Genomic DNA, 24,781 nt, shown 5'->3' with positions numbered 1-24,781 from the left:
GGTAGCGTGACGGGGTGCGGGAGACCACGACGGTACGGGGAAAGGCGCAGCTCCGGCCGGTCCGGCCGGCCGGCTGGTGGTTCGACGCGCTGCTGCTCACCGGTTTCGCCGCGCTGACCCTGGCGCTCGCCGAGGGGCAGCTCCACGATCTCGACCTGGCGGTCAGCGAGTGGGCGTTCGCGCACGACCCTGCGCCGCTGTACTGGACCGCCCGGGTGTTCAACCTGCTCGGGCAGGGCGGTTGGCTGCTGATGCCGGTCTCCGGGGCGCTCGCCCTCGCGGTGGCCTGGCGCCGGCACTCCGTCCGGCCGCTGTTGCTGGTGGGGAGCGCGTTCGTGCTGACGTCCCTGACCATCGGCCCGCTCAAGCTGTGGACCGACCGGGCCGCGCCGAGCGCGACGGTCAAGGATCCGTTCCTGCCGCCCGGCGAGGCGGTGGAGATCTTCAACCGGCTGCCGGCGGGGGCCTACTCGATGTCCTACCCGTCGGGGCACGTCGCCAACGCGATCGTCTGGTACGGGGTGATCGCCGTGCTGCTGACCGCGCTGACCGCCGGGCGGCTGTCCCCGGTCGCGTACCGGCTGGTCCGCTTCGCGCCACCCGCGATCCTGCTGGTCACGACCACCTACCTGAACTTCCACTGGCTCACCGACGGGCTGGCCGCCCTGATGCTCGGCCTCGTCCTCGACCGGCTGGTGCACCGGGTGCCCTGGGACGACCTGCCGTTGCCGGGAGCGCTGCGGGACTGGAACCGTCCGTTCATCTCCGCCCCCTAGGGTCCCGTCGTGGATCGACTGGCGCGCCGGCTGGGCGTACGAGATGCGGTGGTCATCGGCCTGGGGTCGATGCTCGGCGCGGGCGTCTTCGTGGTCTTCGCGCCCGCCGCGGCGGCGGCCGGCGGGGCCGGCCTGTTGGCGGCCCTCGCGCTGGCCGGCTTCGTCGCCTTCTGCAACGCGACCAGCTCGGCCCGGCTCGCGGCCCGCTACCCGGAGTCCGGCGGCACCTACGTGTACGGGCGGGAGCGGCTCGGCCCGTTCGCCGGGTTCCTGGCCGGCTGGGGGTTCGTGGTCGGCAAGACGGCGAGCTGCGCGGCGATGGCGCTGACCGTCGGGGCGTACCTCTGGCCGGGGCAGGCCCGGCTCGTCGCCGTCGGCGCGGTGGCGGCGGTGACCGCCGTGAACCTGCGCGGCATCGGCAGGACCGCGGCCGCGACGAAGGTCTTGGTGGTCGTGGTGCTGGCGGTGCTGGCCCTGGTCGCGGTGGCCGGCGCGGCCGGCGGCGACTTCTCGCTCGACCGGCTCGGCGACCTCGACGCCGGCGGGCGGGGCGTGCTCACCGCCGCCGGGCTGCTCTTCTTCGCCTTCGCCGGGTACGCGCGGATCGCCACCCTCGGCGAGGAGGTGCGCGACCCGGCGCGGACCATCCCCCGGGCGGTCCCGCTGGCCCTCGGCGTGGTGCTGGCGGTCTACCTGGTGCTCGCCGTGGTGGCGGTCGGCGTGCTCGGGGCCGACCGGCTGGCCGCATCCGCCGCGCCCCTGGCCGACGTGGTGACCGCCGCCGGGCTGCCCGGCCTGGCGTGGCTGGTGCGGGCCGGGGCGACGGTGGCGGTGACCGGGGTGCTGCTCTCCCTGCTCGCCGGGGTGGGGCGTACCGCGCTGGCGATGGCCCGCCGCCACGACCTGCCGGGGGCCCTCGCCGCCGTGCACCCGGTGCACCGGGTGCCACACCGGGCGGAGCTGGCCGTGGCCGCCGTGGTGGTGGCGATCGTGCTGCTCGGCGACGTCCGCGACGCGATCGGCTTCTCCAGCTGCACCGTGCTGGTCTACTACGCGATCACCAACGCCGCCGCGCTGACGCTGGGCCGGAACCCGGGCCGGCGGCTGCCGGTGCGGGCGCTGGCCGTGCTGGGGCTGGCCGGCTGCCTGCTGCTCGCGGTCAACCTGCCGCCGGCCAGCGTGCTCGCCGGCGCCGCCGTGCTCGCCGTCGGCGCCCTCTGGTACGCCCTGCGCCCCCACCGGGTCTGACGCCCTTCTGGGTCGCAGCACGGCGGACCGGACGCCGTCACTCCTCCGGCTCGCGGGGCGTGGGCGCGACCGGGTCCTCCGGCGGGGGCGCGGCCTCGCGGAGCAGGGCGTTCAGGCCGGCCCGGCGGGCCACCACCGTCAGCCGGTCGCCCGCGACGATCACCAGCCGCGCGTCGGGCGCCCAGTCGAGGCGCTGGCCGGCCCGGGCGTGCGCCAGCAGGCGTACGCTCTCGGCCCGCCCGACGGCGGCGAGCGGCCGGCCGTCCAGCGACGACCCGGCGGCGACGGAGACCTCGGTGACCAGCAGCGCGTGTCGGCCGACCGGGATGGTGGCGATCACGGCGCGGTCCAGCAGCGCGGCGGCGAACGACGGGGCCGCGAGGTAGGACACGCTGCGCGAGACGCCGATGCCGAACGCCTGCTGGATGCGTTCGGCGAAGTGGCCGTCGAAGAGCCGCAGCACCACCTGGAGCTCCGGGTTGACGGCCCGGCCGATGAGCGCCGCCTGGAGGTTGGTCTCGTCGTCGGTGGAGACCACCACCAGCGCCTGGCAGCCGCCCACGGACGCCGACTGGAGGGTCTCCTCCAGCGCGGCGTCGCCCACGATCAGCGGTACGCCGAGCCGCCGGGCGAGCGCCCCACCGCGCGGCTCGGCCAGCTTGTCGATCGCCACCACCTCGACGCCGAAGTCACAGAGCTGGGCCATCACCCGGGTGCCGACGTTGCCCAGCCCGACCACCACCACGTGCCCGGAGCGCTCCGGCTGGATGCGGCCGGAGTGCAGGGCCAGCCGGGCGTTGACGATGCCGTCGACCACCACGGCGGTGATCAGCGGGATCAGCGCCAGCCCGGCCAGGTTGAGCACCACCTGCATGACCTGCTCGGCGGCCGACTTGTCGGGGTTGGGATCCTGCCCGGTCAGCGTGGTGACCAGCGTGAGGTAGAGCGAGTCCCCCCAGTCCTTCTCGTGCGCGGCGTAGCCGTTGAGCCAGCCGAGCACGCCGATCACCACCAGCAGCACGATCACCGCCACGCCGATCTTGCGGGTGGCGAAGCTGCGCACGGCGCGCAGCAGCACCGTCAGGGGGCGGCGGCGCCGGCGGGCCCGCCTCAGCCGGCGGGCGGCCAGCTCCGTCCCGGGCGGCGTCCCGGTCGCCTCGGCGATCACCAGGTCGGCCGCGCGCTCGTCGGCGGGCAGCAGCCGGACCTGCTGCGGGTCGCGGGTGTCGGCCACCCCGCACACCACGTCGGTCGGGCGTACGTCGTCGCGGCGGGCCACGTAGAGGGTGCGCCCGCCGTGCCGGAAGTGGGTGGGGGCGACCTCGCCGAGCGCGGCGGCCACGAAGGCGGGGGCGGCCATGGAGGCGTCGGAGAGCACCGCCGAGTCGGGGAAGATCTGCCGCACCCCGTTGGCGAGGCCGGTGTTGAACATCCGCACCACCAGGCGCAGCCCGGGCTCGACCTCCTGCGCGCACAGCGCGGCGTGCATGTTGCCGACGTCGTCCTGGTGCAGCAGGGCCAGCCCGTCGGCGCCGGCCAGCCCGGCCCGGCGGAACGTGACCTCGTCCAGCCGGTCGGCGCGGACGACCTCGACGCCCTGGAGGTCCCGCCCGTCGGGCTCGTCCGAGCGCGGTCGCTCGGGCACGACCAGGGTGATCCGGACGCGGCCGGCCTGGAGTTCGGTGGCGAGCAGCGCCCGCACCACCCAGTAGGCGAGGGCGTCGCGACCACAGATCACGTAGTGCGCCCGCGCGTCGCCGTTGACCCGGAGCCGCCGGCCGGCACGCCGCGCACGATCCAGCAGGGGCTCCGCCATGCGCCGCATCGTAGTCAGCCGGTCGCGCCGCGCGCAGCCCCCTGATCATGAACGCTGGTCGCGTCGGCATGTCCCCTCCGGTGACGGGTAGTGCACCGGCATGCAGACGTTCCTGCCGTACCCGGACTTCCTGACCAGCGCCCGGACGCTGGACCAGAAGCGGCTGGGCAAGCAGCGGGTGGAGACCATCCAGGTGCTGCGCGGGCTGACCTGGCCCACGTACGGCTGGCGCAACCACCCGGCGGTGAAGATGTGGGCCGGGTACGAGGAGGCCCTCACCCGGTACGGGCTGGACGTCTGCGCGGTCTGGTGCGAGCCCGGCCGGGCCGACACCTGCGCGACCACGATGACCACCGACCTCGCCGCCGCCTGCGGCCTGACCCGGGTGCGCACCCAGGCCGAGCTGGCCGAGGCCGGGGAGCTGCCGCCCTGGCTGGGCCGCGACGACCTGCACCTGAGCCACCGCTCGTCGCTGCTGCGCAAGGACCCCGGGCACTACGGCCCGATCTTCGGCGACGACATCCCGCCCGACCTGGAGTACGTCTGGCCCGCCTCGGACCGGCAGCGGCGCTGCCTGCCGCCGCCGACGTGAGAGCGTGTCAGGCGGTCCCGGCGAGGGAAGGTTCCTCCTGACGGGTCACCGGGCAGACTGGAGACCATCCGGCTGGAAGGTTCACATGGCGCTGTCGAAGGTGGTCGGTCGGCTCATCGGCGTACGCGAGCATGAGGTGGACCCGGGCGGTGGCGGCGCCCCGCGCGTGCCGGGCCGGGTCGAGGCGGTGGTGGTCGGCGGCGGGATCGCCGGCATGTCGGCGGCGGTGGTGCTGGCGGAGCGCGGGGTGACGGTGACCGTGCTGGAGGCCGCGCCGACGCTCGGCGGCCGGCTCGGGGCCTGGCCGGAGACGCTCGCCGACGGCACCCGGCAGATGAACGAGCACGGCTTCCACGCGTTCTTCCGGCAGTACTACAACTGGCGGTCGATCCTGCGCCGCGCCGACCCGGACCTGGGCTTCCTCAGGCCGGTTCCGGGCTACCCGATCCTGAGCGAGCGGTGGCCGACCGAGGAGTTCGGCAGGCTGCCGCCCGCGCCACCCGCGAACCTGCTGGCGCTGCTGCTGCGCAGCCCCAGCCTGCGCCTGGGCGACCTGCGGGGGATGGACCGGGACGCGGCGCTGCCGCTGCTCACCTACGACCCGGGGCGCACCTACGCCGAGTTCGACGACTCCACCGCCGACGCGCTGCTCACCTCGCTGCGGCTGCCCGACCGGGCCCGGGCCATGCTCTTCGAGGTCTTCTCCCACTCGTTCTTCAACCACGAGGCGGAGATGTCGGCGGCGGAGATGATCGCCCAGTTCCACTTCTACCTGCTGGGCAACCCGGAGGGGCTGGCCTTCGACTGCCCGGACGAGGACTACGCGACGGCGATCTGGGAGCCGCTGACGCGGCACGTGGAGAAGCACGGCGGCCGGGTGGTGACGGGCGCCGCCGCCACCGCCCTGACCCGCGACGGCGCCGGCTGGCGGGTGACGACCGCCGACGGCACGTCGTACCCGGCCGGGCACGTGGTGCTCGCCGTCGACCCGCCCGCCCTCGCCGCGCTGGTCGCGGCCTCGCCCGGCCTGGCCGACCACGCGCCCCGGCTGGCGGCGCGGATGCCCGCGTTCGGCCGGCCCGGCCCGCCGTACGCGGTGGCGCGCTACTGGTGCGACGGGGACGTCTCCGCCGACCGGGCGGTGTTCAGCGGGGTGTCCCGGCAGCCCACCCTGGACTCGGTGACCCTCTACCACCGGCTGGAGAACGAGTCCCGCCGCTGGGCGGAACGCACCGGGGGCTCGGTCGTGGAGCTGCACGCGTACGCCTGCGACGCGGGCGTGCCGGCCGAGGAGCTGGCCGAGCGGATGCGGGTCGAGCTGACGGCGCTCTGGCCGGAGGCGGCCCGGCTGCGGGTCCGCGAGCTGCGCGCCCGGGTGGAGGCGCAGGCGCCGGCGTTCACGCCCGGCAGTCACGCCTGGCGGCCGGGGGTACGCACCGACGCCGACGGGCTCTACCTGGCCGGCGACGGCATCCGGACGGACTTCCCGAGCGCGCTGATGGAGCGGTCGGCGGCGACCGGGATCATCGCGGCCAACCACGTCCTGCGGGCCGAGGGTGGCGCGGCCGAGCCGGTCCGCTCGATCCGGCCGCGGGGCCTGCTCGCCGGTCGGGGATGAGCAAAACGGACAAATGGGCCGCCCGGCTGGCCTAGGCTGACCGTCTGGGATGAGCCGGGAGGTCAGCGGGATGTCGCCGCGTACGGACGACGACCCACTCGTCGCCGACGTGCCGCGGGACGACGCGTACCCGCTGGTCCGGGACGAGCGGGCCTGCGTCGTGACCGCCCTGCGGCTCGGCTGGTGGATGGCGGACGCCTACCACCACGCGCGGACCGCCGAGCTGCGCGACCCCGGGGCCGACCGGCCGGCGGGCGCACCGGCGAAGCTGTCCAACCTGACCGAGATGTCGGGGCGGCGGCGGATGCACATGTACCTGGACGGCGTGGAGGTCGCGCTCACCCAGATCGCCGAGCTGACCCGGCGCGTCGGCCCCGTGCCCGCCACCGCCGACGCGCGGGGCCGGGTGGCCGACGGGTCCGCCGACGCCCTGCTGCTCGCCCTCGACGACCTGAACGTGGAGCTGCTGCGCTGGACGATGGCCACCAACCAGCGGGTGGGGCTGGCGTACCGGCTGGGGCGTTCACTGGCCGACACCGTCCGGTACGGCGAGGCCGTGCGCAACGGCGACGCCGGGCAGGTGGCCCAGCGCTTCGGCGGGCGGCAGTTCGAGATCGGCCGTTGGCTGGGCGAGCTGGCCAGCGTGCTGCCCCCGTACTCGGCCGCGGTGGTCCGCCGCTCGCTGTCGGCGTGGGCGTCGGCGGTCACCAGGGCGGGCGTGGGCGACCCGACCGAGGCGGGGCTGCCCGAGCTGGCCCGCGAGCTGCGCAACCAGGGCGAGCTGTGGCAGGGCGTGCTCACCGGCGGGCTGCACCCGAGGGACCTGCTCGACGAGGAGGACTACGCCATCGTCGCCCGGAACCTGATCGTCCGGGACCGGAAGCTGGTGGTGCAGGCCGTGCGGGGGATCTTCTGGCCGGTGCTCGTACCGCTGCTCGCCGTGCTGTTCGCCGTGGTGGGGGTGAGCGCGCTCGCCGCCGCCGGTTCGCCGGTGACGCGCGCCGCCGTGGCCCTGCTCGGGCTGGGCGCCGGGCTGGCCGCGATCTGGCGCACCGTCTCCGGGCCGGCGCTCGCGGTCGCCGGGGAGGTCAACCGGCCGCTGCTGGAGAGCGAGCTGACCGCCCGGATGGCCGTACGCATCGACCGGCCGCTGGCCGCCGCGCGGGCCGCCGGCCGGGCCCGCCGGCAGCGCCGCCCCGACGAGCCGGGGCCTCGATCGAAATCCGTTGCCCCTCTCTCCCCCGCCGACCTACCGTGATCGCGCAAGGTCAACCACCGCCGCGGGAGCTGGTCATGTCGATGTCGCACGTCACCTGTGTGCCGTCGTGCCTGCCCACGCCTTCGGCGAACGGCGGTCACCGCGCCGAAGACCCCGGGGGCGGCCGGCCCGACTGACGCGTGCCCACACGACGTCGAGCCGCCCGTCCGCACCCGGACCGGGCGGCTCTTTCGCGCTCCGGCCCGCCCAGCTCGTCACCGCCACGAAGGGAGACACCGGTGGACGCCGTCCTCGTCGTCAACGCCGACCTCGGCCCGCTGCACCGGGTCACCGTCCAGCACGCGATCCGGATGCTCTGCCGGCGGGTCGCCGAGATCCACGAGGCCGAGCCGGACCGGGTGATCGGGGTGTTCCCCGTCCCCCGGGTGGTGCGCCTCGTCCGCTACGTGGTGACCCGGTGGCGGTTCAGCGCCGGACCGGCCTGGTCCCGGGCGGGCGTGCTGCGCCGCGACGGGCGCTGCTGCGCGTACTGCGGGGGGCCGGCCGGCACCATCGACCACGTCCTGCCCCGCTCGCGCGGCGGCCGGAACACCTGGCGGAACACGACCGCCGCCTGCTACGGGTGCAACCAGCGCAAGGGCGACCGGACGCCGGCCGAGGCGGGCATGCCGCTGCGGCGCGAGCCGGCGGTGCCGAGCTGGGCGTCGCTGGCGGGGCGGTGACGGGCCGGCCGGCGGGAACGGGGGGCCGCGTCGGGGGTACGCCCCGGCGCGGCGCCCGCCGGCCCCCCGGCGGTCAGTGCCGGGCGGGCGGGGTCCAGCCGAAGCGGGCCGGGCGGCGCTCGTGGAAGGCGGCGACGCCCTCGCGGGCCTCGCCGCTGGCCCGGACCTGCCCGTGCCACCAGGCGATCCGGTCGTCGTCCGCCCGCCCGTCGACGATCTCCTTGGCGGCGGCGACGCTCAGCTGAGACCGGGCGACCACGGCGGCGGTCAGCTCGTCCACCCGGGCGGCGAGCCCGTCGCCCGGCAGCACCTCGTCGACCAGGCCCACCCGCAGCGCCCGCTCGGCGTCGACCAGCTCGGCGGTGAAGAGCAGGTGCTTGGCCGCGGCCGGGCCGACCAGCCGGGCCAGCCGGCGGGTGGTCGGCGCCGGGTACACCAGGCCCAGCCGCGCCGGCGGCACGCCGAACCGCGCGTCGGCGGCGGCGATCCGCAGGTCGCAGGCGACGGCGAGCTGACAGCCGCCGCCCACGCACGCGCCCCGGACGGCGGCGACGGTCGGCTTGGCGAAGGCGGCGAGCCGCTCCTCAGCGGCCACCGCGATGCTGGCGTCGCCGGCGTCCAGCAGCTCGTCCAGGTCGCCCAGGTCCGCGCCGGCGCAGAAGGTGTCCCCCGCGCCGGTGAGCACCAGCGCCCGGACGGCCGGGTCGGCCTCCAGCCCGTCGAGCAGTTCCGGCAGCCGCCGCCACATCGCGGTGGTCATCGCGTTGCGCCGCGCCGGGTTCCGGATCACCACCGTCGCCACCGGCCCGGTCATCTCGACGAGGAGTTCCGCGTCCGCCACCGTCACCACCCCTTCGACGTCCCGCCCGGCCGCCGGGACCGGCGACGCGTGCGGCGACCATAACGGCGCCGGCCCGACGGCCACCCTGGCGGGGTGGTCACCGGGCCGGCGACGGTACGGCTACGTCAGGAGACGTTGAGGGCGGTGTCGTCCACGACGAAGGACGTCTGGAGCGACGCGTCCTCGACGCCGGTGAACCGCAGGGTCACGGTCTGCCCCTTGTACGCGGCCAGCGAGAACGACTTCTGGCTGTACCCGGCGGCCTTGTTCAGGTTCGAGTACGTGGCGAGGGTCGCCAGCACCGTCCCGGAGGAGTTGAGCACCTGCACCCGCAGCGTGTCGTACGCGGTGCCGGTGGTGGTCTCCGCCGTGTCGATGTGCAGCCAGAAGCTGAAGTTGTACGACGTGCAGCCGGCCGGCAGGCTCACCGACTGGGAGAGCGTCTCGGTGCGGCTGCTCCCGTACCCGTTCATCCACGCGTTCCACGTGCCGGTGCGGGCCGGCTGCGAGGTGCCGTGCTGGCCGATCACGCCCGAGGTCTGCGTCCAGGTGGTGACCCCGGACTCGAAGCCCGCGTTGCCGAGCTTCTGACCCGGGCTGGTGCAGCCGCCGCCGGTGCCGTTCACCGTCAGCGTGTAGGTGGCGCTGCGGGTGACCGAGCCGGCGCCGTTCACGGTGACCGTGTAGGTGCCCGGCGGCGTGGCGGCCGTGGTGGCGACGGTGAGGGTCGAGGAGCCGCCCGAGGTCACCGAGGCCGGGCTGAACGAGGCGGTCGCCCCGCTCGGCAGGCCGGCGGCCGACAGCGTCACGGTCTGCGCCGAGCCGCTGGTGGTGGCCGTGGCCACGGTGGTGGAGACCGAGCCGCCCGGGTTCACCGCGCCGGAGGTCGGCGAGAGCGAGACCGAGAAGTCGTTGCCGGTCGAGCACGGCGCGTCGTTGCCGGCCACGTTCACCGCGGTCCAGGCCGCCTGGACGGTCCGGTACTCGGTGGAGCAGCTGCCGTACAGGTCGGTCGCGGCGCGCAGGCTGTACGCCCGGGCGGTGTTGGCCGGGTTGCTGGTGTTGACGTACGAGGTGTTGGAGGTGAAGTACGTGTCCAGCGCCCGCCACCAGATCTTCTCGGCCTTGGCGCGGCCGATGCCCGTCACCGCCGGGGCGGAGCCGCAGATCGGCGAGGTGCCGTACGGGGTGGCCCCGGTGCCCTCGGCGAGGTTGAAGAAGAAGTGGTTGGCCACGCCGGACGAGTAGTGCACGTCCTTGTTCTTCGTCGAGGTGGACCAGCAGCTGTCGCCCGAGCCGTCCAGGGCCGGGTTGTACATGTAGCGCAGCGGGGTGCCGTCGCCGTTGATGTTGATCTTCTCGCCGACCTGGTAGTCACCCGGGTCGGCGGGGCTGTTGGCGTAGAACTCGACCATGTTGCCGAAGATGTCGCTGGTGGCCTCGTTGAGGCCGCCGGACTCGCCGGAGTAGGTCAGGCCGCCGGGGACCACGTTCTCGGTCACGCCGTGGCTCATCTCGTGGGCGGCCACGTCGATGGAGACCAGCGGCCGGGAGTTGCCGCTGCCGTCGCCGTACGTCATCCGGGAGCCGTCCCAGAAGGCGTTGACGTAGTTGTTGCCGTAGTGCACCCGGCTGGGCACGCCCCGGCCGTCGCCGAAGATGCCGTTGCGACCGTGCACGTTCTTGAAGTAGTCGAAGGTCCTGGCGGCGCCGTAGTGCGCGTCCACTGCGGCGGACTGCCGGTTGGAGGCGGCGCCGGTGCCCCAGGTGTTGTCGGCGTCGGTGAAGGTGGTGCACGTCGACGTGCCGTTGTTCATGTCGCACGTGGAGCCGTTGCCGCGCAGCGGGTCGATCATCTGGTACGTGCTGCCGGAGAGCGTGGTGTCCACCGTGACCGCGCCCGAGTAGACGCTGTTGCCCGTGCCGGCCACGGCCTCGATCTCGTCGTACGAGCCGACGACCTTGCCCGTGGTGGCGTCGGTGACGACGTGGAACCGCGACGGCGTCTGCCCGTCCGGGTGCCAGCCGGTGACGACGGTCTCCCAGGCGAGCCGGCCCTTGCCGGAGCTGGCGTCGACGAAGAGCTCCGGGGTGCCCACGGCGGTGAGCGTGCCGGAGAACTCGGCGCGGGCGGCCTTCTTCGCCGCCGCGGCGGGGACCTTCGCCGTGGTGGGCAGGGTCAGCGGGGCGTCCAGGCCGACCGAGGAGCCGGCGTAGCCGCCGCTCGGGGTCGTGTGGATGACGAAGTCACCGCCGTACACCCGCAGGCCCAGGTAGGTCCGCGTGTAGCGGGTGTGCGCGGCGCCGTCGGCGTCCACCTTGGTGCTGTGCACCTGGTAGGACTCGGCGCCGGTGCCCTGGACGGCGCCGGGGTTGGTCCGCAGGACGCTCGCCGCGGCGGCGGCGGGCCCGCCCGGGGCGGGGGCGGTGGGGGGTGCCGCGAGCGCCGGGGTGGCGACGACGGTCAGCAGGCCGCTGGTGAGCAGGGCCGTACCGACGGCGGCGAGGGGTCTTTTCACGTGCCCTCCTGAACGGGGGTATGCGTGACAGGTATAGTCACGCATGTAGATATAACGATGTGAGGACCCAAAAGAGAAGGGGTGATCGGAATTCCGCCCGGGACACTGACCGTTCGGTGGAACCAGCGCCGGCGGGAACCGCGCCGCCGCGCCGCGCGTCCGAGCGGCATGAGATCAGCTTCGATGGCCGGCGTCAAGATCGCGCTGGTGGCGACGGTTCTGTCCGGCTGCGCCACGACCGAGCCGCCGCACCGGGTGCCGCCGCCGAAGAGCCTCCCGGCAAGCCCGTCCGCACCGGCCACCGCGCCGCCCGCCTCCGCACCGACGGCCGCCGCGGCCCGCGTCGTGCTGACCCGGTCGGGTGGCTTCGCCGGGCGCGGCGACACCGTGACGGTGGAGCCCGACGGCCGGTGGAGCGTCGTCGACCGCGCCGGGTCGCGGCGTACCGGCCGGCTCTCCGGCGCGGACCTGGACCGGCTGCGCCGACTCGTCGCCGACCCGGCCCTCGCCGCCGAGGCCGGCCGCCCGCCGACCCCCACCGCCTGCCGGGATGCCTTCAGCTACCGGCTGACCGTCGGGACGGTGGAGACCGGCTACGTGGACTGCCCGTCCGACGGTGGCCCGCCGGCGACGGCCCGCGCGGTGGTGGAACTGCTGGTCACGGCCACCGGCTGAGCCGGGCCCTGCCGAGCGGGCGGGCTCTCAGAACCGGTGGTCCGCCGGCAGGCCGGTGCCGCGCAGCTCGGGCGGCAGGTGGGCGGTGTCGTTGACGGCGACCAGGGTGGGCGGCCCGCCCGGGCCGTAGCGGATCACCGTCAGCCCGCAGTGGTGCGCGTTGAACCCCAGCCAGCGCCGCTCCGGCGCGTCGAGCGCATGCCGGACGAACCAGGCGATCAGGAAGGTGTGCGTGACGACCAGGTCCCGCCGGTCCCCGTCCACCGGCGCGGTGGCGAAGCGCCGCACGGCCGCCGCCGTCAGCCGCGGCCCGTCGGCCCGCTCCGCCGGGGAGAAACCCGCCAGCAGCCGGGCGTACGCGGGCGGCAGGCCGGCCGGATCGGTGTCGTGCGGCAGATGGTCGCCGACCTCCTCGGCGGCGTACACCGGAATCCCGGGCAGCGACGCCGCGACCAGCTCGGCGGTCTCGGCGGCGCGCCGCAGCGGGCCGTGGTGGACGGCGTCGACGGGCACGCCGCGCAGCCGCTCGCCGAGCAGGGTCGCCTGCCGCCGGCCCCGGTCGGACAGGCCGGTCTCCGGCGGGTCGACGCCCGGCGGGGTTCCCGCCGGGCGGTCCTGCTCGCCGTGCCGGGCCAGGTAGAGCAGGCGGGTCCCCACGTCGTCCCCCTCGTACGCGATCGACAGGCGTGCCACCGGCGGCACACCTGTCGATCATGGCTCCCCGCCGCCAGGTCAGCCCCTGGGGAACATCTGGCCGATGCGGATCTTGTTGCCGAACGGGTCGCGGATGCCGAAGTCGATCCCGTACGGGCGCTCCATCGGCTCGTCGGTGATCTCGACGCCCTTGGCGACGAGGTCCTCGTGCGTCTTGTGCGCGTCGTCGGTGGTCATGAAGAGGTAACCGCCCAGCGCCCCCTTGGTGAGCAGCTCACGGACCTGCTCGGCCGTGGCCGGGTCCAGCGCCGGCGGGCCCGGCTTCTCCAGCAGGATCTCGCGCTCCGGGTCGCCGGGCAGGTTCACCGTCAGCCAGCGCATGAAGCCGAGGTCCTGGTCGGTGTTGACCTCCAGGCCGAGCTTCCCGACGTAGAAGTCGAGGGCCTCGTCCTGGTCGAGCACGTAGATCTGGGAGCGGCTGATCGCGTTCATCGTCATGCCGGGAACGCTACGGGGCGGGCCTGACCTGCTGCTTATCCAAAACTGACCTCTGCTGTCCGAAGCTGCTGGGCCGGGTCCAGGCCTTGGTGAAGCACACCGGCACGGCGGCGGTCGGCGCCTTGCGCCGGCGGTACTCCGACGGCGGCTCCCCGACGATCTGCCGGAACGTGCGGCTGAACGTGCCCAGGCTGGAGAAGCCGACCGCGTAGCAGACGTCGGTGACGTCCCGGTCGGTGTGCAGCAGCAGGTACATGGCCCGCTCCACCCGCCGCCGCTGGAGGTAGCGGTGCGGGGTCTCGCCGAAGGTCGCCCGGAAGGTGCGGATGAAGTGCGCCTCGGAGACGTACGCGATCCGGGCCAGGGCGGGAATGTCCAACGGCTGGTCGTACGCGCGGTCCATGGCGTCCCGGGCGCGCAGCATGGCCCGGTTCGACTCCTCCACAGCCCTGCTCACGCCGCCCAGCATAGGGTGCCGCCACGCCGGGCCCGTCACCTCGGCGCGGTCGCCAGGATCGCGTCGAGGCCTTGGTCGAACAGCTCGTCGTCGCTCCATCGGGCATCGTCGAGATGACCGGAGGCGGTGAGGGTCGGATAGGCGGCGGGATCCGCCGTGATGTGCCGCCGGGCCTCGCCGCGCGCGTGCGGATCCGCGGTCCGCCGCCAGGTGGCCTCGGTGAGCGCGGCGCCGACGACGTAGTTGGCGAGCAGGCGGGTCGCCACCGCCAGCCGACGGCCCGAGAAGCCGCCGCGGACCAGTGCCGACTGGAGGAACTCGGTGCGCGCGAGCACGTTGGGGCCGAGCATGGGACGCCCGATCAGGCTCGCCGCCCAGGGGTGCCGGAGGATGGCCGCCCGCCAGTCCCGGACCAGCGCTCGGACGTCGTCCCGCCAGTCGCCCACCTCGTGCGGGAGCCGTACCTCGCCGAAGATCTGGTCGACGGCCAGGTCGAGCACGTCGTCCTTCGTCTTCACGTGCCAGTAGAGCGCGGTGGAGGTGACGTCGAGCTGCTGGGCGAGGCGACGCATCGTCAGGCCGTCCATACCGTGCCCGTCGAGCAGGGTCACCGCGGCGTCGACGATGCGTTGCCGGCTCAGCGGCGGCGTACGGCGCGGACGGGCGGACTCCGCACGGAGCCACACCGAGCTGACGGCGGCCGGCTCTTCGCGCGGCGCCCGGCCGGATCGGTTGATGGTCACCCGACCACTTTAGTACGGTGATCGGGTGACTTAACGCTGGTAAGTTGCTCGACGCGCGTTAGGTCCGTCGGCCGCCACGCATGCCCGTGGTGACGCCACGGAGGAGGCCCGGACATGCCCCTGATGCGGATCCATCTCGACACCGACCCGACCACCGCCCGCCGGGTCCTGGCCCTGCACCGGGCCGGCAGACACCACCACGAGTCCCGGGACGCCGCCCGGAGCGAGGTCTGGCGCCACGGCCGCACCCCGGCCGCCGAGCCGGTCTTCGTCGGCGTCACCAACGGCAAGCCCCTCCGCCTGATCTACGACGTGGAGGTCCACTTCGACACGACGCCCTGACACCGGCCAGCCCGGCGCCGCGCGTCCGACAGTGGGCGTCCCCGTCGGGGCCGCCGCTGTCACCGACGTACTCTGCACGACGGGCGAAGCCTCGGCGCGGCTGTCGTGAACCCAGTTGCTGGGTCGCGGTCGACCGCCCGGTTCAGACAGCACCGGGCGTGGCATGCCTGATGAAATTTGGAGCCCCCGGCCGGGATCGAACCGGCGACATCTCGCTTACAAGGCGAGTGCTCTGGCCAGCTGAGCTACAGGGGCGTGTGGTGCCGACGTCAGCATAGCGACTGACGTCCGGATTTCCGCCTCGGCAGGCCCCCCGACCACGGGAAACGTCGCCGATCCAACGACGTCCACCGACATCGACGGTCGATTGATGTCCGCCCGTGCCCGAGTGACCGGAATGTCTATGCGGTCCGTCCCATCCCGTGCGCCCCGCCTTGGCAGGTGACGAAAAGCCGTTTACCGTGCAGTGACACGGACGACATCTCGATCATCGAGAGGCTGCCCGTGGGCCGGCGCGCACCCGTGCCGGCCGCTCCTTCACTCGGATCGTCCGGCACGTTCCTGCCGGTGAAAGGAAGCACCCCACCATGGCTACGGTCACCTACTCCAAGGCGTCCCGGATCTACCCGGGCACGGAGCGTCCCGCCGTCAACCAGCTCGACCTGGAGATCGGCGACGGCGAGTTCCTCGTCCTGGTCGGCCCCTCCGGTTGCGGCAAGTCCACCAGCCTGCGCATGCTCGCCGGCCTGGAGGACGTCGACCAGGGCTCGATCCACATCGACGACCGGGACGTCACCCACCTGCCGCCGAAGGCCCGCGACATCGCGATGGTCTTCCAGAACTACGCCCTCTACCCGCACATGACGGTGTACGAGAACATGGCGTTCGCGCTCAAGCTGCGCAAGACCTCGAAGGCCGAGATCGACCGGCGGGTCAAGGAGGCGGCGGCGCTGCTCCAGCTGGAGGAGTACCTGGGCCGCAAGCCGAAGGCCCTCTCCGGCGGTCAGCGCCAGCGGGTGGCCATGGGCCGGGCGATCGTCCGCGAGCCGCAGGTCTTCCTCATGGACGAGCCGCTGTCGAACCTCGACGCGAAGCTGCGTGTGCAGACCCGTACCCAGATCGCGTCGCTGCAGGCGAAGCTGGGCGTCACCACCGTCTACGTCACCCACGACCAGGTCGAGGCCATGACCATGGGCCACCGGGTGGCGGTCATGCTCGACGGCGTGCTCCAGCAGGTGGACACCCCGCGGGCGCTCTACGACACCCCGGCCAACGTCTTCGTCGCCGGCTTCATGGGCTCCCCCGCCATGAACATCAAGACCGTGCCGCTGAGCGAGCGGGGCGCCGCCTTCGCCGACCTGCAGATCCCGCTCACCCGTGAGCAGGTCGAGGCGGCCCGCGCCGACGGCGGCGACAACAAGGTGACCGTCGGCTTCCGCCCCGAGGACTGCGACCTGGTCAGCCCGACCGAGGGCGGCATGCCCGTCGTCGTCGAGCTGGTCGAGGACCTCGGCTCTGACGCCAACATCTACGGCCACGCCGCGCTCGAGGGCAGCAACGAGCGCTTCGTGGTCCGCACCGACCGGCGCACCATGCCGAACATGGGCGACACCGTGTTCGTCAAGCCGCGCGAGGGCCGCAGCCACGTCTTCAACGCGGGCACCGGCAACCGCATCTGACGTACGACGAAATGGGGGTGCCCGCCGATCGGCGGGCACCCCCATCGTCTTGTCCGGCCGTGGGCCTCTGAAGGCGAAGGGGTGGTCCGCCGTCGGCGGACCACCCCTTGCCGTGTCTGCGGATCAGCCCTCGGCGGCCCGGCGGCGCGCCACCTCGGCGAGGGTGACGGCCGCCGCGACGCTGGCGTTGAGCGACTCGACGTCGGAGACCATCGGGATGCTGACCGTCAGGTCGCAGGTCTCGCCGACCAGCCGGGACAGCCCCCGCCCCTCGGAGCCGACCACCACGACCAGCGGGCCGACGGCGGCCTCCAGGTCGTAGAGGTCGGTCTCGCCGTCGGCGTCCAGGCCCACGACCAGGAAGCCGGCGTCCTGGCAGGCCTTCAGCGACCGGGTCAGGTTGGTCACCTGGGCGACCGGCACCCGCGCCGCCGCGCCGGCGCTGGTCCGCCAGGCGGTCGCGGTGATCCCGGCCGCCCGCCGCTCCGGTACGAAGACACCCTGCGCGCCGAAGGCGGCGGCGGACCGGATCACCGCGCCGAGGTTGCGCGGGTCGGTCACCCCGTCCAGCGCCACCAGCAGCGGGGCGGCCTGCTCCAGCGCCGCCGCGACGAGGTCCTCGAAGGGCTCGTACGCGAACGCCGGCACCTGGAGCCCGATGCCCTGGTGCAGCACGCCGCCGGTCATCCGGTCCAGCTCGGCCCGGCTGATTTCCAGGATCGCGATGCCCCGGTCGGCGGCCGTCCGGACGATCTCGTTGACCCGGTCGTCGGCGTCGATGCCCTGGGCGGTGTAGAGCGCGGTCGCCGGCACCTGGGCGCGCAACGACTCCAGCACCGGGTTGCGCCCGACCAGCAGCTCCGGCGTGTCCTTCGACGGGTTGGACTTGCGGCCCGGTGCGACCCGGGGGCCGCCACGACCGGTGGGCCTGGCGCCCCGACCGCCCGTGCCGCGACCGCTGCCGGTCGGCGTGCCCCGGCCACCGCCCCTGCCCCAGGTGGTGTCCTTGCTGCCCGGCTGACCGATCTTCGGGGCGCGCCCCTCCTCGGCCGCCGCCCGGCGCTCCTTGTCCTGCTTCCAGGCGGTGCGCTGGGGCAGCTTCTCGGTGCCCGAGTATGCCTTGTGCCAGGGCCGCTCGTCGGCGGGCAGGGTCCTGCCCCGCCCGGCGAGGGCGTCCTTGTTCTTGCCACCGGAGCCCTTCGGGGCTCCCGCCTTCGGCGTCAGACGCCGGCCACGGCGCTGCGAGTTGCCGGCCATCAGTCCTGCTCTCCAATAGTCCAACGGGGGCCCTGGGGGGTGTCCTCGACCACCACGCCGGCCTGCTTGAGCTGGTCGCGTACGGCGTCTGCGGCGGCCCAGTCCTTGCGGCCGCGGGCCTGTGCGCGCTGCTCCAGGGCCAGCGCGACCAGCGAGTCCACCACGCCGCGCAGGTCGTCCGCGCGGCCGCCACCGGTCCACGCCGGGTCGAGGGGGTCGACCCCGAGGATATCCAGCATGGCGCGCGCCGAGGCCAGCGCCGTGCGGACGGTCACATCGTCGCCGCCGGTCAGCGCGGTGTTGCCGTCGCGGACCACCTCGTGCAGGACGGCGAACGCGGCGGAGGTGTTCAGGTCGTCGTCCATGGCCGCCGCGAAGGCGCCCGGCAGCTCACCGAGCTGGCCGGCGCCCACGCGCTCGACGGCCCGCTGCACGAAACCCTCGATCCGGCGGTACGCGACGGCGGCCTCGCGCAGCGCGTCCTCCGAGTAGTCGATCCGGGACCGGTAGTGCGCGGCGGCGTAGTAGTAGCGCAGCTCCACCGGGCGCACCCCGAGGGAGTCGACGTACGTCAGGTCGAGGGCGTTGCCGAGCGACTTGCCCATCTTGGCGCCGCCGATGCTGAGCAGCCCGTGGTGCACCCAGTAGCGGGCGAACGGCAGCCCGGCGGCCTGCGACTGGGCGATCTCGTTCTCGTGGTGGGGGAAGGTGAGGTCCAACCCTCCGCCGTGGATGTCGAACTCGGCGCCGAGGTAGCGCCAGCACATCGCCGAGCACTCGATGTGCCAACCCGGCCGGCCCCGCCCCCACGGCGACGGCCAGTAGGCGTCCGCCGGCTCCTCGGGCTTGGCGCCCTTCCAGAGCGCGAAGTCGCGCGGGTCGCGCTTGCCCCGGTCGGGCGCGTCCCCGGCCGACTGCATCGCGTCCGGCGACTGCCCCGACAGGGAGCCGTACGACGGCCACGAGCAGACGTCGAAGTAGACGTCGCCGGAGTCGTCGGTGGCCGGGTAGGCGTGCCCGTCGGCGATCAGCTTGGCGATCAGCTCGTGCATCTCCGGGATGTGCCCGGTGGCCCGCGGCTCGTACGTCGGGGGCAGCACGTTGAGCGCCCGGTAGGAATCGGCGAGGATCAGCTCGTTGGCGTACGCGATCGACCAGAACGGCCGGCCCTGCTCCATCGCCTTGACCAGGATCTTGTCGTCGATGTCGGTCACGTTGCGGATGAAGGTGACCTCGTAGCCGGCGGCGAGCAGCCAGCGGCGCAGCACGTCGTAGTTGACGCCGGAGCGAAGGTGACCGATGTGCGGCGGGGCCTGGAGGGTGAGACCACACAGGTAGACCCCCACCTTGCCGGCTTCCCGCGGGACGAAGTCCCGCACCGATCGGGTGGCGGTGTCATACAGGCGTAGCGTCACCGTACAAGGGTAGCCGTCCCACGCGTTCCGGGGTTGTCCGGAGCCGGGTCGTACGCTGCTGGCGTGGAGACGACGGCGCGGGGCGGGGAGACGGCGCAGACGCTGGACCGGGGGCTGCGCCTGCTGCACCTGGTCGCCGACGCGCCGGGCGGGCTGACCGTCACCGAGGCGGCGAACCGGTTGGGCGTCGGCCGGGCGGCGGTGTACCGGCTGGTCGGCGCGCTCGCCGCGCACGGCATGCTGCGCCGCGACGGCGAGGGCCGCCTGCGCCTCGGCGCCGGGGTGCTGCACCTGGCCCGGCGGGCCCAGCCGCTGCTCGCCGAGGGGGCACTGCCCGCGCTGCGCCGCCTCGCCGAGCAGGCCGGCGCGACCGCCCATCTGACGGTGGTCGAGGGCGGCGAGGGGGTCGCGCTCGCCGTGGTCGAGCCGAGCTGGACGTCGTTCCACGTCGCGTACCGGACGGGGGCACGGCACCCGCTGGAGCGCGGGGCGGCCGGGCGGGCCATCCTCGCCGGCCGGACGGGCGCCGCCGGCCCGGTGAGCACCGCCGGGGAGCTCCAGTCCGGCGCGTACGGAGTGGCCGCCCCGGTGCTCGGTGTGCCGGGCCTGGAGGCGAGCGTCGGGGTGGTGGCGCTGGCCCCGCTGGACGCCGAGGTGGTCGGCGCGCAGGTCCTCGCCGCCGCCACCGCCATCGCCACCGCCCTCTCCTGAGCCACCGCGTTCCTTTCCCGAGCCGCCGCCCTCCACGGGTCGTCGCCCCCAGGTCGGAACGGCCACTACCACATCAGGCGGCCGCCGTGCCGGTTGTCCACAGTCGGCATTCCTCGGGGCGGCCCCGGTTGTCCACAGGGCTGTCGGGCGGGGCCGGACGGCGGGCACGCTGCCCACATGCCACCTCCACCGCACCGGCCCGGCGTACTGGCCTGGCAGGTCTTCCGCGGCTCAGACGCGATCCGACAGGGGCTGGTCACCGAGCACCAGCTGCGCAGCTCGGCCTGGCTGCGCCTGCGCCACGACGTCTACGCCGACGCCCGGCTGGACCGGGACCACGCCCTGGCCTGCCGGGCCGCTGCCCTGCGGCTGCCGCCCGAGGCGGTCGTCGCCGGCCCCTCGGCGGCCTACCTGCACGGCGTCGAGCACGCCGCCTCCTTCGCCGACGACGTGCACGTCCTCGTCCCCAGGACGATGCGCCTCGGCCCGCAGCGGGGCCTGCGCGTGCACTCCACGGGCCCGGCCACGCCGCCGTCGTGCGCGTCCGCGCGATCCCGAGGGGCGGGCGACGGTTCGGGCGTGCCGGGCCGACCGCCCACCGACCGCCGGCACATCGCGGCCCGCGCGCCCAGCGAGGGCCCGAGCACCGCGCCCCGCCCGCCCGCCGAGCGCCGCAACGTCGCGGCCCGCCCGCCCGGCGAGGACCCGAGCACGGCGGCCCGCCCGGCCGCCGAGCGCCGCAACGTCGCGGCCCGCCCGCCCGCCGGTGGCCGGAGCACGGCGGCCCGTCCGTCCGCCACCGGGCGGACCGGCGCGATCCTTCCGCCCCCGGGTGGCCTGCTGGTGGCGGATCTGCGGACCGCCGGCGTGCCGGCCCGCACGGATCCGACCTCGGCAGCGTGGGAGACGGCGGTCTGGTTGGAACCGCTCCGTGCGGTCGGCATCGTCGACTCGCTGCTCCGGGAGGGGCTGACCAGCCGCGAAGCCCTCGTCGCCGTCGCCGACCGCAATGCCGAGCGGCCCGGCGGTCGCCGGGCGCGCTGGGTGTTCGAGTTGGCGGATCCGGGCGCCCGGTCGCCGGTCGAGTCCGAGTTGCGGGTGCGGCTGGTGCTGGCCGGGCTGCCGCGCCCCGCCGCCCGGCACCCGGTCCGGGTCGTCTCCGGGCTGGTCCTGCACGCGGACCTGGCGTGGCCGGCGTACCGCGTCGCCGTCGCGCAGGACGGGCGGCATGCCGAGGCCGGCAACGGGCACCTCGACCGGATCGCCGGACTGGTCGGTGCCGGCTGGCTCGTGCTGCCCGTGACCGGCAGGCGACTGCGCCAGGACTTCCCCGGTGTCCTGCGCGAGGTTCGCGCCGCGCTCGGGGCCCGGGGCTGGCGCCAGTGACCGGGAGGCTCCCGCCACCGTCCGGCGGATCGGCCGCCCGCCGCCGGACATGCGAGGGGCCCGGCCGAACGAGTCGGCCGGGCCCCTGCCGTCCGCCGTTACGGGCGGGCGTTGGGCTTGAGCGGGGTCTTTACCGCCGCGTACGCGTCGACGATGCCGTAACCGTAGAAGCCGTTGAAGTTCAGCCCTCCGGCGCAGTAGGCGTCGAACTCGGCGTCCCGGCCCTCGTTGGCGTACGACTGCAGGCGCGGCTCCGGGCAGGCGTGCTCGGCCGCCGTCCGGTAGAGGTGCTGCTCCACCAGCTTCGGTGCCATCCCGAAGCCGCCGTGACGCTCCTTCTTGCCGTGCTTGCTGACGATCAGCGCGGCGACGCCGGAGGCGTGCGGGGCCGCCATCGAGGTGCCCTGCAGGTAGGTGTAGTAGCCGCACTCACCGTTGGCCTTGCACTGCTTGAAGACCGTCTCCTCGAACCCGGCGACGATGTTGCCGTCGGCGTCGACCGAGCCCTCCTCCTGGAGCACCTTCTTCGGGTACGTCGAGAGGATCATGTTGGCGTCGGTGCGGTAGGTGTCCGTGCCGAAGCCGTCGCGGAACCAGCCGCCGGGCGCCGCCACGGCGGTCTGCTCGGTGCCGTAGTTCGAGAAGTCGGACTTCTTGCCCGACGGCCCGACCGCCGACACGCTGATCACGTTGGGGCCCTCGGTGGGCAGGTCCCAGCAGCTGTCGTTGTCGATCTCGCGCGGGTAGGGCGCGGTGTCGCCGTAGTCCGGGCTCGACACGTCGGTGCGCGGGGCACCCAGGTCCTCGTGGTTGTTGCCCAACGCGCCGACCAGGGTGACGCCCCGGTCGTGGGCGAAGTTCAGCGCCCGCTTCATGGCCTTGATGGTGGCCCGCTGCTCGGCCTGGTCCTCCGGGGAGTCGGCCGGGTTGGCGGTGCAGTTGTAGAGCCACGGGTCGACGTAGAAGGACATGTTGACCACGTCCAGGCCGACCTTGCCGGCGTGCAGCAGGCTGTTGACCACCGGCTCCAGGAAGAAGTAGCCGGCGTCCTGGCCGCCCTTCAGCTCGACCAGGGAGATGTTCGGGGCGACGCCGGAGAGGCCGAAGCCGTTGGCGGCGGCGCCGATCGTGCCGGCCACGTGGGTGCCGTGCCCGCCGTCGTCGGTGCCGACCGGGTCGAGGCAGCTCGCCACCTCGCACGGGCCGTCGATGTCCACCATGTCGGGGGCGAAGTTGCGGGACAGCGCCCAGTTGAAGTTCGGCGCGATGTCGGGGTTGCTGGCGTCGACGCCGGTGTCCAGCACGCCGACGGTGACCCGGCGGTCACCCGGCTCGACCTTGCGCGCCTGGTCCGCCCGGATCATCTCCAGGCCCCAGAGCTTCTCGTCCAGCGGGTCCATCTTCTTGCCGCGCTTGGCGCCCGCGCCCTTGGCCGCGGCGGCGGCCAGCAGGTGCTCCTGCTCGACCCGGTCCAGCTTGGGCTTGCGGCCGATGGCCTTCTGCTCGCTGGCGCCGATCAGCGCGGTCGCGGCGGTGGCCTTGGCCGCGAAGTCGGCCCGGTCGCTGGTCACCCGGAACATGCCGACGTCGTCGGAGCGGGAGACCACCGTGCCGCCGGCCGACCGGATGGCGGCGATCGCGGCGTCCGCCGAGACGCCGTCCTCGGCCACGACGGTGAAGGTACGGGCACTGCTCGGCTCGGCACTGGCCGGCACGCTCATACCTGTCACCGCAAGTGCCAGCACGGTCGCGGACGCGACAGCACCGGCGGTGAAGCGCTTGCTCACCACATCAGATCCTCTCGTTGAGGGACGTGGCAGCCATCAGACATCACCGGTGCGCATTCCGCCAGGGCAGCGTCGGCTATGGCGGGAATCTCGCTTTCATCCGCAGCGCGGGCGGCAGGCCGCACCGTTCAGGCCGTCACGGCAGGGCGGGCTCGGTGGCGCGCGGCTCCGGGCGGTCCCCGGCACGGGGAGCACGCAGCTCGTCGACACGTACCAGCGCGACGCCGGCGACGATCAGGGCGCCGCCGAGCAACTGCACCACGGTGGGCAGTTCGCCCAGCACCAGCCAGGCGATCAGCACGGCGAACATCACCTCGGTCAGCCCGACGAACGACGACAGCCGGGCGCCGAGGATCCGGGTGCCGGCGATCCCGGCGAGGTACGCGACGACGGCGGCGACCAGCGACAGGCCGACCACCGGCACCAGCCAGCTGGTGCGCTGCCCGGCGAAGGTGACCTCGCCGAGGGACACGCGCAGCGGCAGCGCGCCGACCGCGCCGAGCAGCAGCAGGACGGCGGCCCCGACGGCCATGCCGCCGCTGGCCATGGCCACCGACGGAAGCTCCTCGTCGACCCGTCCCGCGAGCACGAAGTAGCCGGCGAGGCCGACCGCCGCCCCGAGCCCCCAGAGCACGCCCACCGGGTCGAGGCGGCCGGCGCCGGTCAGGTCCAGGACGAAGAACAGGCCGGCGAGGGCCGCCACCGAGCCGGCGACGGTCAGCCGGCGGGGACGCTGCCCGTGGACCAGCCACATCCAGCCCACCACCAGGACGATGCCGAGGTACTCCAGCAGCAGCGCGACGCCGACCGGCAGGTAGCGGACCGCGTTGAAAAAGCAGACCTGGGCCGTGGCGACCCCGAGCAGCCCGAACACGCCGATCGCGGCGAGGTTGCGGCGCAGCACGTCCCATTTGCCGCGCAGGGACAGCACGGCCGGGACCGCCACGACCAGCGCGGCGATGCCGACCCGGGCGGCCACGGCCGCTTCGGCCGACCAGCCGGCGTCGATGAGGGACCGGGCGAACGTGCCGGACGTGGCGAAGGTGACGGCGGAGAGCAGGGCGAGGCCGAGACCGAGCCCGGCGGCGGGTGGTTGACGCATCGATCCACTCCCACTGTCATGAGTAAAATGCCACTATGCTCGTGACGCTATGCGGCCACCCCGACAGGAGTCAAGTTGCTATTCACCCATGACACGGAATGCTCCCTGACTGCCATGGCCGCGCTGGTCAACACCGACGGCCGCGCCGGTGAGGGCCTGCCCGACGTCGCCGCCCTGGACGCGTTCTTCGTCGCCCACGCCTACAGCGGGCGGCACGAGCACACCGAGAGCGAACTGCGGGCCGTACGCGACCTGCGACCCCGGCTGCGCCACGTCTGGTACGCCGACACCGAGGGGATCGTCGCCATCGTCAACGGGCTGCTGCGCGAGAACGCCGCGCTGCCGCAGCTCATCACGCACGACGACGAGCCGTACCACATCCACGCCGTGCCGCGCGACGCGCCGCTGGCGACCAGGATGGCCGTCGAGGCCGCGATGGCGCTGGCGGATCTCGTACGCACCGGGGAGCTGCGCCGGCTGCGGATCTGCGACCACCCGGACTGCGAGAACGTGCTCGTCGACCTGTCGAAGAACCGCTCCCGCCGGTTCTGTGACGCGGGCTGCGGCAACCGCGCCGCCGTCACCGCCTACCGCGCCCGCAAGGCCGCCGACGGGCGCTGAACCGAAGGTGGGGAACCGTCAGCGACACGGCCCGGCACCGGCTGCCCCGGCCAGTTCCAAAGGCTCGCGGCAGCGTGGCCCACTGGGCATCACGGTGGCCGCC

General features: G+C 74.2%; 23 protein-coding genes and 1 tRNA gene. 12 read left to right on the top strand and 12 right to left on the bottom strand.

Features of this window, described 5'->3' with window-relative positions; all coding sequences use genetic code 11:
• Window positions 1-14 precede the first annotated feature (14 nt).
• Together ACLQ22_RS04005 and ACLQ22_RS04000 are read left to right on the top strand one after the other, a co-directional pair.
• Window positions 15-776 (top strand): phosphatase PAP2 family protein, encoded by a 762-nt coding sequence (locus ACLQ22_RS04005; RefSeq protein ID WP_425691118.1) that lies wholly within the window; start codon window positions 15-17, stop codon window positions 774-776.
• A 9-nt stretch (window positions 777-785) separates the two neighbouring features.
• Window positions 786-2,024: an APC family permease gene (locus ACLQ22_RS04000; RefSeq protein WP_425691117.1), complete on the top strand. Its 1,239-nt coding sequence runs from the start codon at window positions 786-788 to the stop codon at window positions 2,022-2,024.
• Between the two features lie 37 nt (window positions 2,025-2,061).
• On the opposite strand, the gene ACLQ22_RS03995 is transcribed toward ACLQ22_RS04000, so the two are convergent.
• Window positions 2,062-3,840 carry an NAD-binding protein gene (locus ACLQ22_RS03995; RefSeq protein WP_425691116.1) on the bottom strand — a complete coding sequence of 593 codons (1,779 nt, stop codon included), beginning with the start codon at window positions 3,838-3,840 and terminating at the stop codon, window positions 2,062-2,064.
• 100 nt (window positions 3,841-3,940) lie between these two features.
• Here ACLQ22_RS03995 and ACLQ22_RS03990 point away from each other — a divergent pair, with 100 nt between their 5' ends.
• From ACLQ22_RS03990 to ACLQ22_RS03975, 4 genes are all read left to right on the top strand, one after another.
• A complete protein-coding gene (locus ACLQ22_RS03990) occupies window positions 3,941-4,432 on the top strand; it encodes an MSMEG_6728 family protein (protein WP_425691115.1) in 492 nt (163 codons plus the stop codon).
• Between the two features lie 85 nt (window positions 4,433-4,517).
• Window positions 4,518-6,050 (top strand): FAD-dependent oxidoreductase, encoded by a 1,533-nt coding sequence (locus ACLQ22_RS03985; RefSeq protein ID WP_425691114.1) that lies wholly within the window; start codon window positions 4,518-4,520, stop codon window positions 6,048-6,050.
• A gap of 49 nt (window positions 6,051-6,099) precedes the next feature.
• The gene (locus ACLQ22_RS03980) at window positions 6,100-7,308 is read left to right on the top strand and encodes a hypothetical protein (RefSeq protein ID WP_425691113.1); all 1,209 of its coding nucleotides are present in this window, start codon (window positions 6,100-6,102) and stop codon (window positions 7,306-7,308) included.
• A 239-nt stretch (window positions 7,309-7,547) separates the two neighbouring features.
• Complete coding sequence (locus ACLQ22_RS03975; protein WP_121401520.1) at window positions 7,548-7,991, top strand: HNH endonuclease; 444 nt, start codon at window positions 7,548-7,550, stop codon at window positions 7,989-7,991.
• A 73-nt stretch (window positions 7,992-8,064) separates the two neighbouring features.
• Here ACLQ22_RS03975 and ACLQ22_RS03970 read toward each other — a convergent pair whose 3' ends face one another.
• Both ACLQ22_RS03970 and ACLQ22_RS03965 read right to left on the bottom strand, forming a co-directional pair.
• Window positions 8,065-8,838 carry an enoyl-CoA hydratase/isomerase family protein gene (locus ACLQ22_RS03970; RefSeq protein ID WP_425691112.1) on the bottom strand — a complete coding sequence of 258 codons (774 nt, stop codon included), beginning with the start codon at window positions 8,836-8,838 and terminating at the stop codon, window positions 8,065-8,067.
• A gap of 119 nt (window positions 8,839-8,957) precedes the next feature.
• The gene (locus ACLQ22_RS03965; protein ID WP_425691111.1) at window positions 8,958-11,351 is read right to left on the bottom strand and encodes a M4 family metallopeptidase; all 2,394 of its coding nucleotides are present in this window, start codon (window positions 11,349-11,351) and stop codon (window positions 8,958-8,960) included.
• A gap of 207 nt (window positions 11,352-11,558) precedes the next feature.
• Here ACLQ22_RS03965 and ACLQ22_RS03960 point away from each other — a divergent pair, with 207 nt between their 5' ends.
• Entirely contained in the window at window positions 11,559-12,026 is a 468-nt protein-coding gene (locus tag ACLQ22_RS03960) for a hypothetical protein (protein WP_425691110.1), read from the top strand.
• Window positions 12,027-12,053: 27 nt separating this feature from the next.
• On the opposite strand, the gene ACLQ22_RS03955 is transcribed toward ACLQ22_RS03960, so the two are convergent.
• The 4 genes from ACLQ22_RS03955 to ACLQ22_RS03940 are packed head-to-tail and all read right to left on the bottom strand — an operon-like array spanning window position 12,054 to window position 14,378.
• The gene (locus ACLQ22_RS03955) at window positions 12,054-12,719 is read right to left on the bottom strand and encodes a histidine phosphatase family protein (RefSeq protein ID WP_425691109.1); all 666 of its coding nucleotides are present in this window, start codon (window positions 12,717-12,719) and stop codon (window positions 12,054-12,056) included.
• Between the two features lie 39 nt (window positions 12,720-12,758).
• On the bottom strand, window positions 12,759-13,178 hold the full coding sequence (locus tag ACLQ22_RS03950) for a VOC family protein (protein WP_425691108.1): 420 nt from the start codon (window positions 13,176-13,178) through the stop codon (window positions 12,759-12,761).
• A gap of 10 nt (window positions 13,179-13,188) precedes the next feature.
• A complete protein-coding gene (locus ACLQ22_RS03945; protein WP_425691107.1) occupies window positions 13,189-13,647 on the bottom strand; it encodes a helix-turn-helix domain-containing protein in 459 nt (152 codons plus the stop codon).
• Window positions 13,648-13,670: 23 nt separating this feature from the next.
• Window positions 13,671-14,378, bottom strand: coding sequence for a TetR/AcrR family transcriptional regulator C-terminal domain-containing protein (locus ACLQ22_RS03940; RefSeq protein WP_425691106.1), 708 nt, complete (start codon window positions 14,376-14,378; stop codon window positions 13,671-13,673).
• Window positions 14,379-14,492: 114 nt separating this feature from the next.
• Here ACLQ22_RS03940 and ACLQ22_RS03935 point away from each other — a divergent pair, with 114 nt between their 5' ends.
• Window positions 14,493-14,720: a hypothetical protein gene (locus ACLQ22_RS03935; RefSeq protein WP_425691105.1), complete on the top strand. Its 228-nt coding sequence runs from the start codon at window positions 14,493-14,495 to the stop codon at window positions 14,718-14,720.
• 178 nt (window positions 14,721-14,898) lie between these two features.
• On the opposite strand, the gene ACLQ22_RS03930 is transcribed toward ACLQ22_RS03935, so the two are convergent.
• Window positions 14,899-14,975, bottom strand: a tRNA-Thr gene (locus tag ACLQ22_RS03930).
• 332 nt (window positions 14,976-15,307) lie between these two features.
• On the opposite strand from ACLQ22_RS03930, the gene ACLQ22_RS03925 reads away from it, so the two are divergent.
• Window positions 15,308-16,399, top strand: coding sequence for an ABC transporter ATP-binding protein (locus tag ACLQ22_RS03925; RefSeq protein ID WP_425691104.1), 1,092 nt, complete (start codon window positions 15,308-15,310; stop codon window positions 16,397-16,399).
• A 123-nt stretch (window positions 16,400-16,522) separates the two neighbouring features.
• Here the strand turns inward: ACLQ22_RS03925 and rlmB are convergent, their stop codons facing one another.
• Both rlmB and cysS read right to left on the bottom strand, forming a co-directional pair.
• Window positions 16,523-17,656 carry a 23S rRNA (guanosine(2251)-2'-O)-methyltransferase RlmB gene (gene rlmB, locus ACLQ22_RS03920; protein ID WP_425691103.1) on the bottom strand — a complete coding sequence of 378 codons (1,134 nt, stop codon included), beginning with the start codon at window positions 17,654-17,656 and terminating at the stop codon, window positions 16,523-16,525.
• On the bottom strand, window positions 17,656-19,071 hold the full coding sequence (gene cysS, locus ACLQ22_RS03915) for a cysteine--tRNA ligase (RefSeq protein ID WP_425691102.1): 1,416 nt from the start codon (window positions 19,069-19,071) through the stop codon (window positions 17,656-17,658). Before cysS ends, rlmB begins: the two co-directional genes overlap by 1 nt.
• 63 nt (window positions 19,072-19,134) lie before the next feature.
• Here cysS and ACLQ22_RS03910 point away from each other — a divergent pair, with 63 nt between their 5' ends.
• Both ACLQ22_RS03910 and ACLQ22_RS03905 read left to right on the top strand, forming a co-directional pair.
• Complete coding sequence (locus ACLQ22_RS03910) at window positions 19,135-19,782, top strand: IclR family transcriptional regulator (protein WP_121401531.1); 648 nt, start codon at window positions 19,135-19,137, stop codon at window positions 19,780-19,782.
• A gap of 177 nt (window positions 19,783-19,959) precedes the next feature.
• A complete protein-coding gene (locus ACLQ22_RS03905; RefSeq protein ID WP_425691101.1) occupies window positions 19,960-21,168 on the top strand; it encodes a hypothetical protein in 1,209 nt (402 codons plus the stop codon).
• A gap of 98 nt (window positions 21,169-21,266) precedes the next feature.
• Here ACLQ22_RS03905 and ACLQ22_RS03900 read toward each other — a convergent pair whose 3' ends face one another.
• Window positions 21,267-22,955 (bottom strand): S8 family serine peptidase, encoded by a 1,689-nt coding sequence (locus ACLQ22_RS03900; protein WP_425691100.1) that lies wholly within the window; start codon window positions 22,953-22,955, stop codon window positions 21,267-21,269.
• Between the two features lie 136 nt (window positions 22,956-23,091).
• Window positions 23,092-24,057, bottom strand: coding sequence for an EamA family transporter (locus ACLQ22_RS03895; protein ID WP_425691099.1), 966 nt, complete (start codon window positions 24,055-24,057; stop codon window positions 23,092-23,094).
• 75 nt (window positions 24,058-24,132) lie between these two features.
• Between ACLQ22_RS03895 and ACLQ22_RS03890 the strand changes: the two genes are divergently transcribed.
• Window positions 24,133-24,678 carry a CGNR zinc finger domain-containing protein gene (locus tag ACLQ22_RS03890; protein ID WP_425691098.1) on the top strand — a complete coding sequence of 182 codons (546 nt, stop codon included), beginning with the start codon at window positions 24,133-24,135 and terminating at the stop codon, window positions 24,676-24,678.
• The last annotated feature ends 103 nt before the right edge of the window (window positions 24,679-24,781 follow it).

This window comes from Micromonospora sp. DT178, from assembly GCF_049841695.1.
GTDB lineage: Bacteria > Actinomycetota > Actinomycetes > Mycobacteriales > Micromonosporaceae > Micromonospora.
Note: the sequence above shows the minus strand (reverse complement) of the source record. Positions and strands in the feature narration are given on the sequence as shown.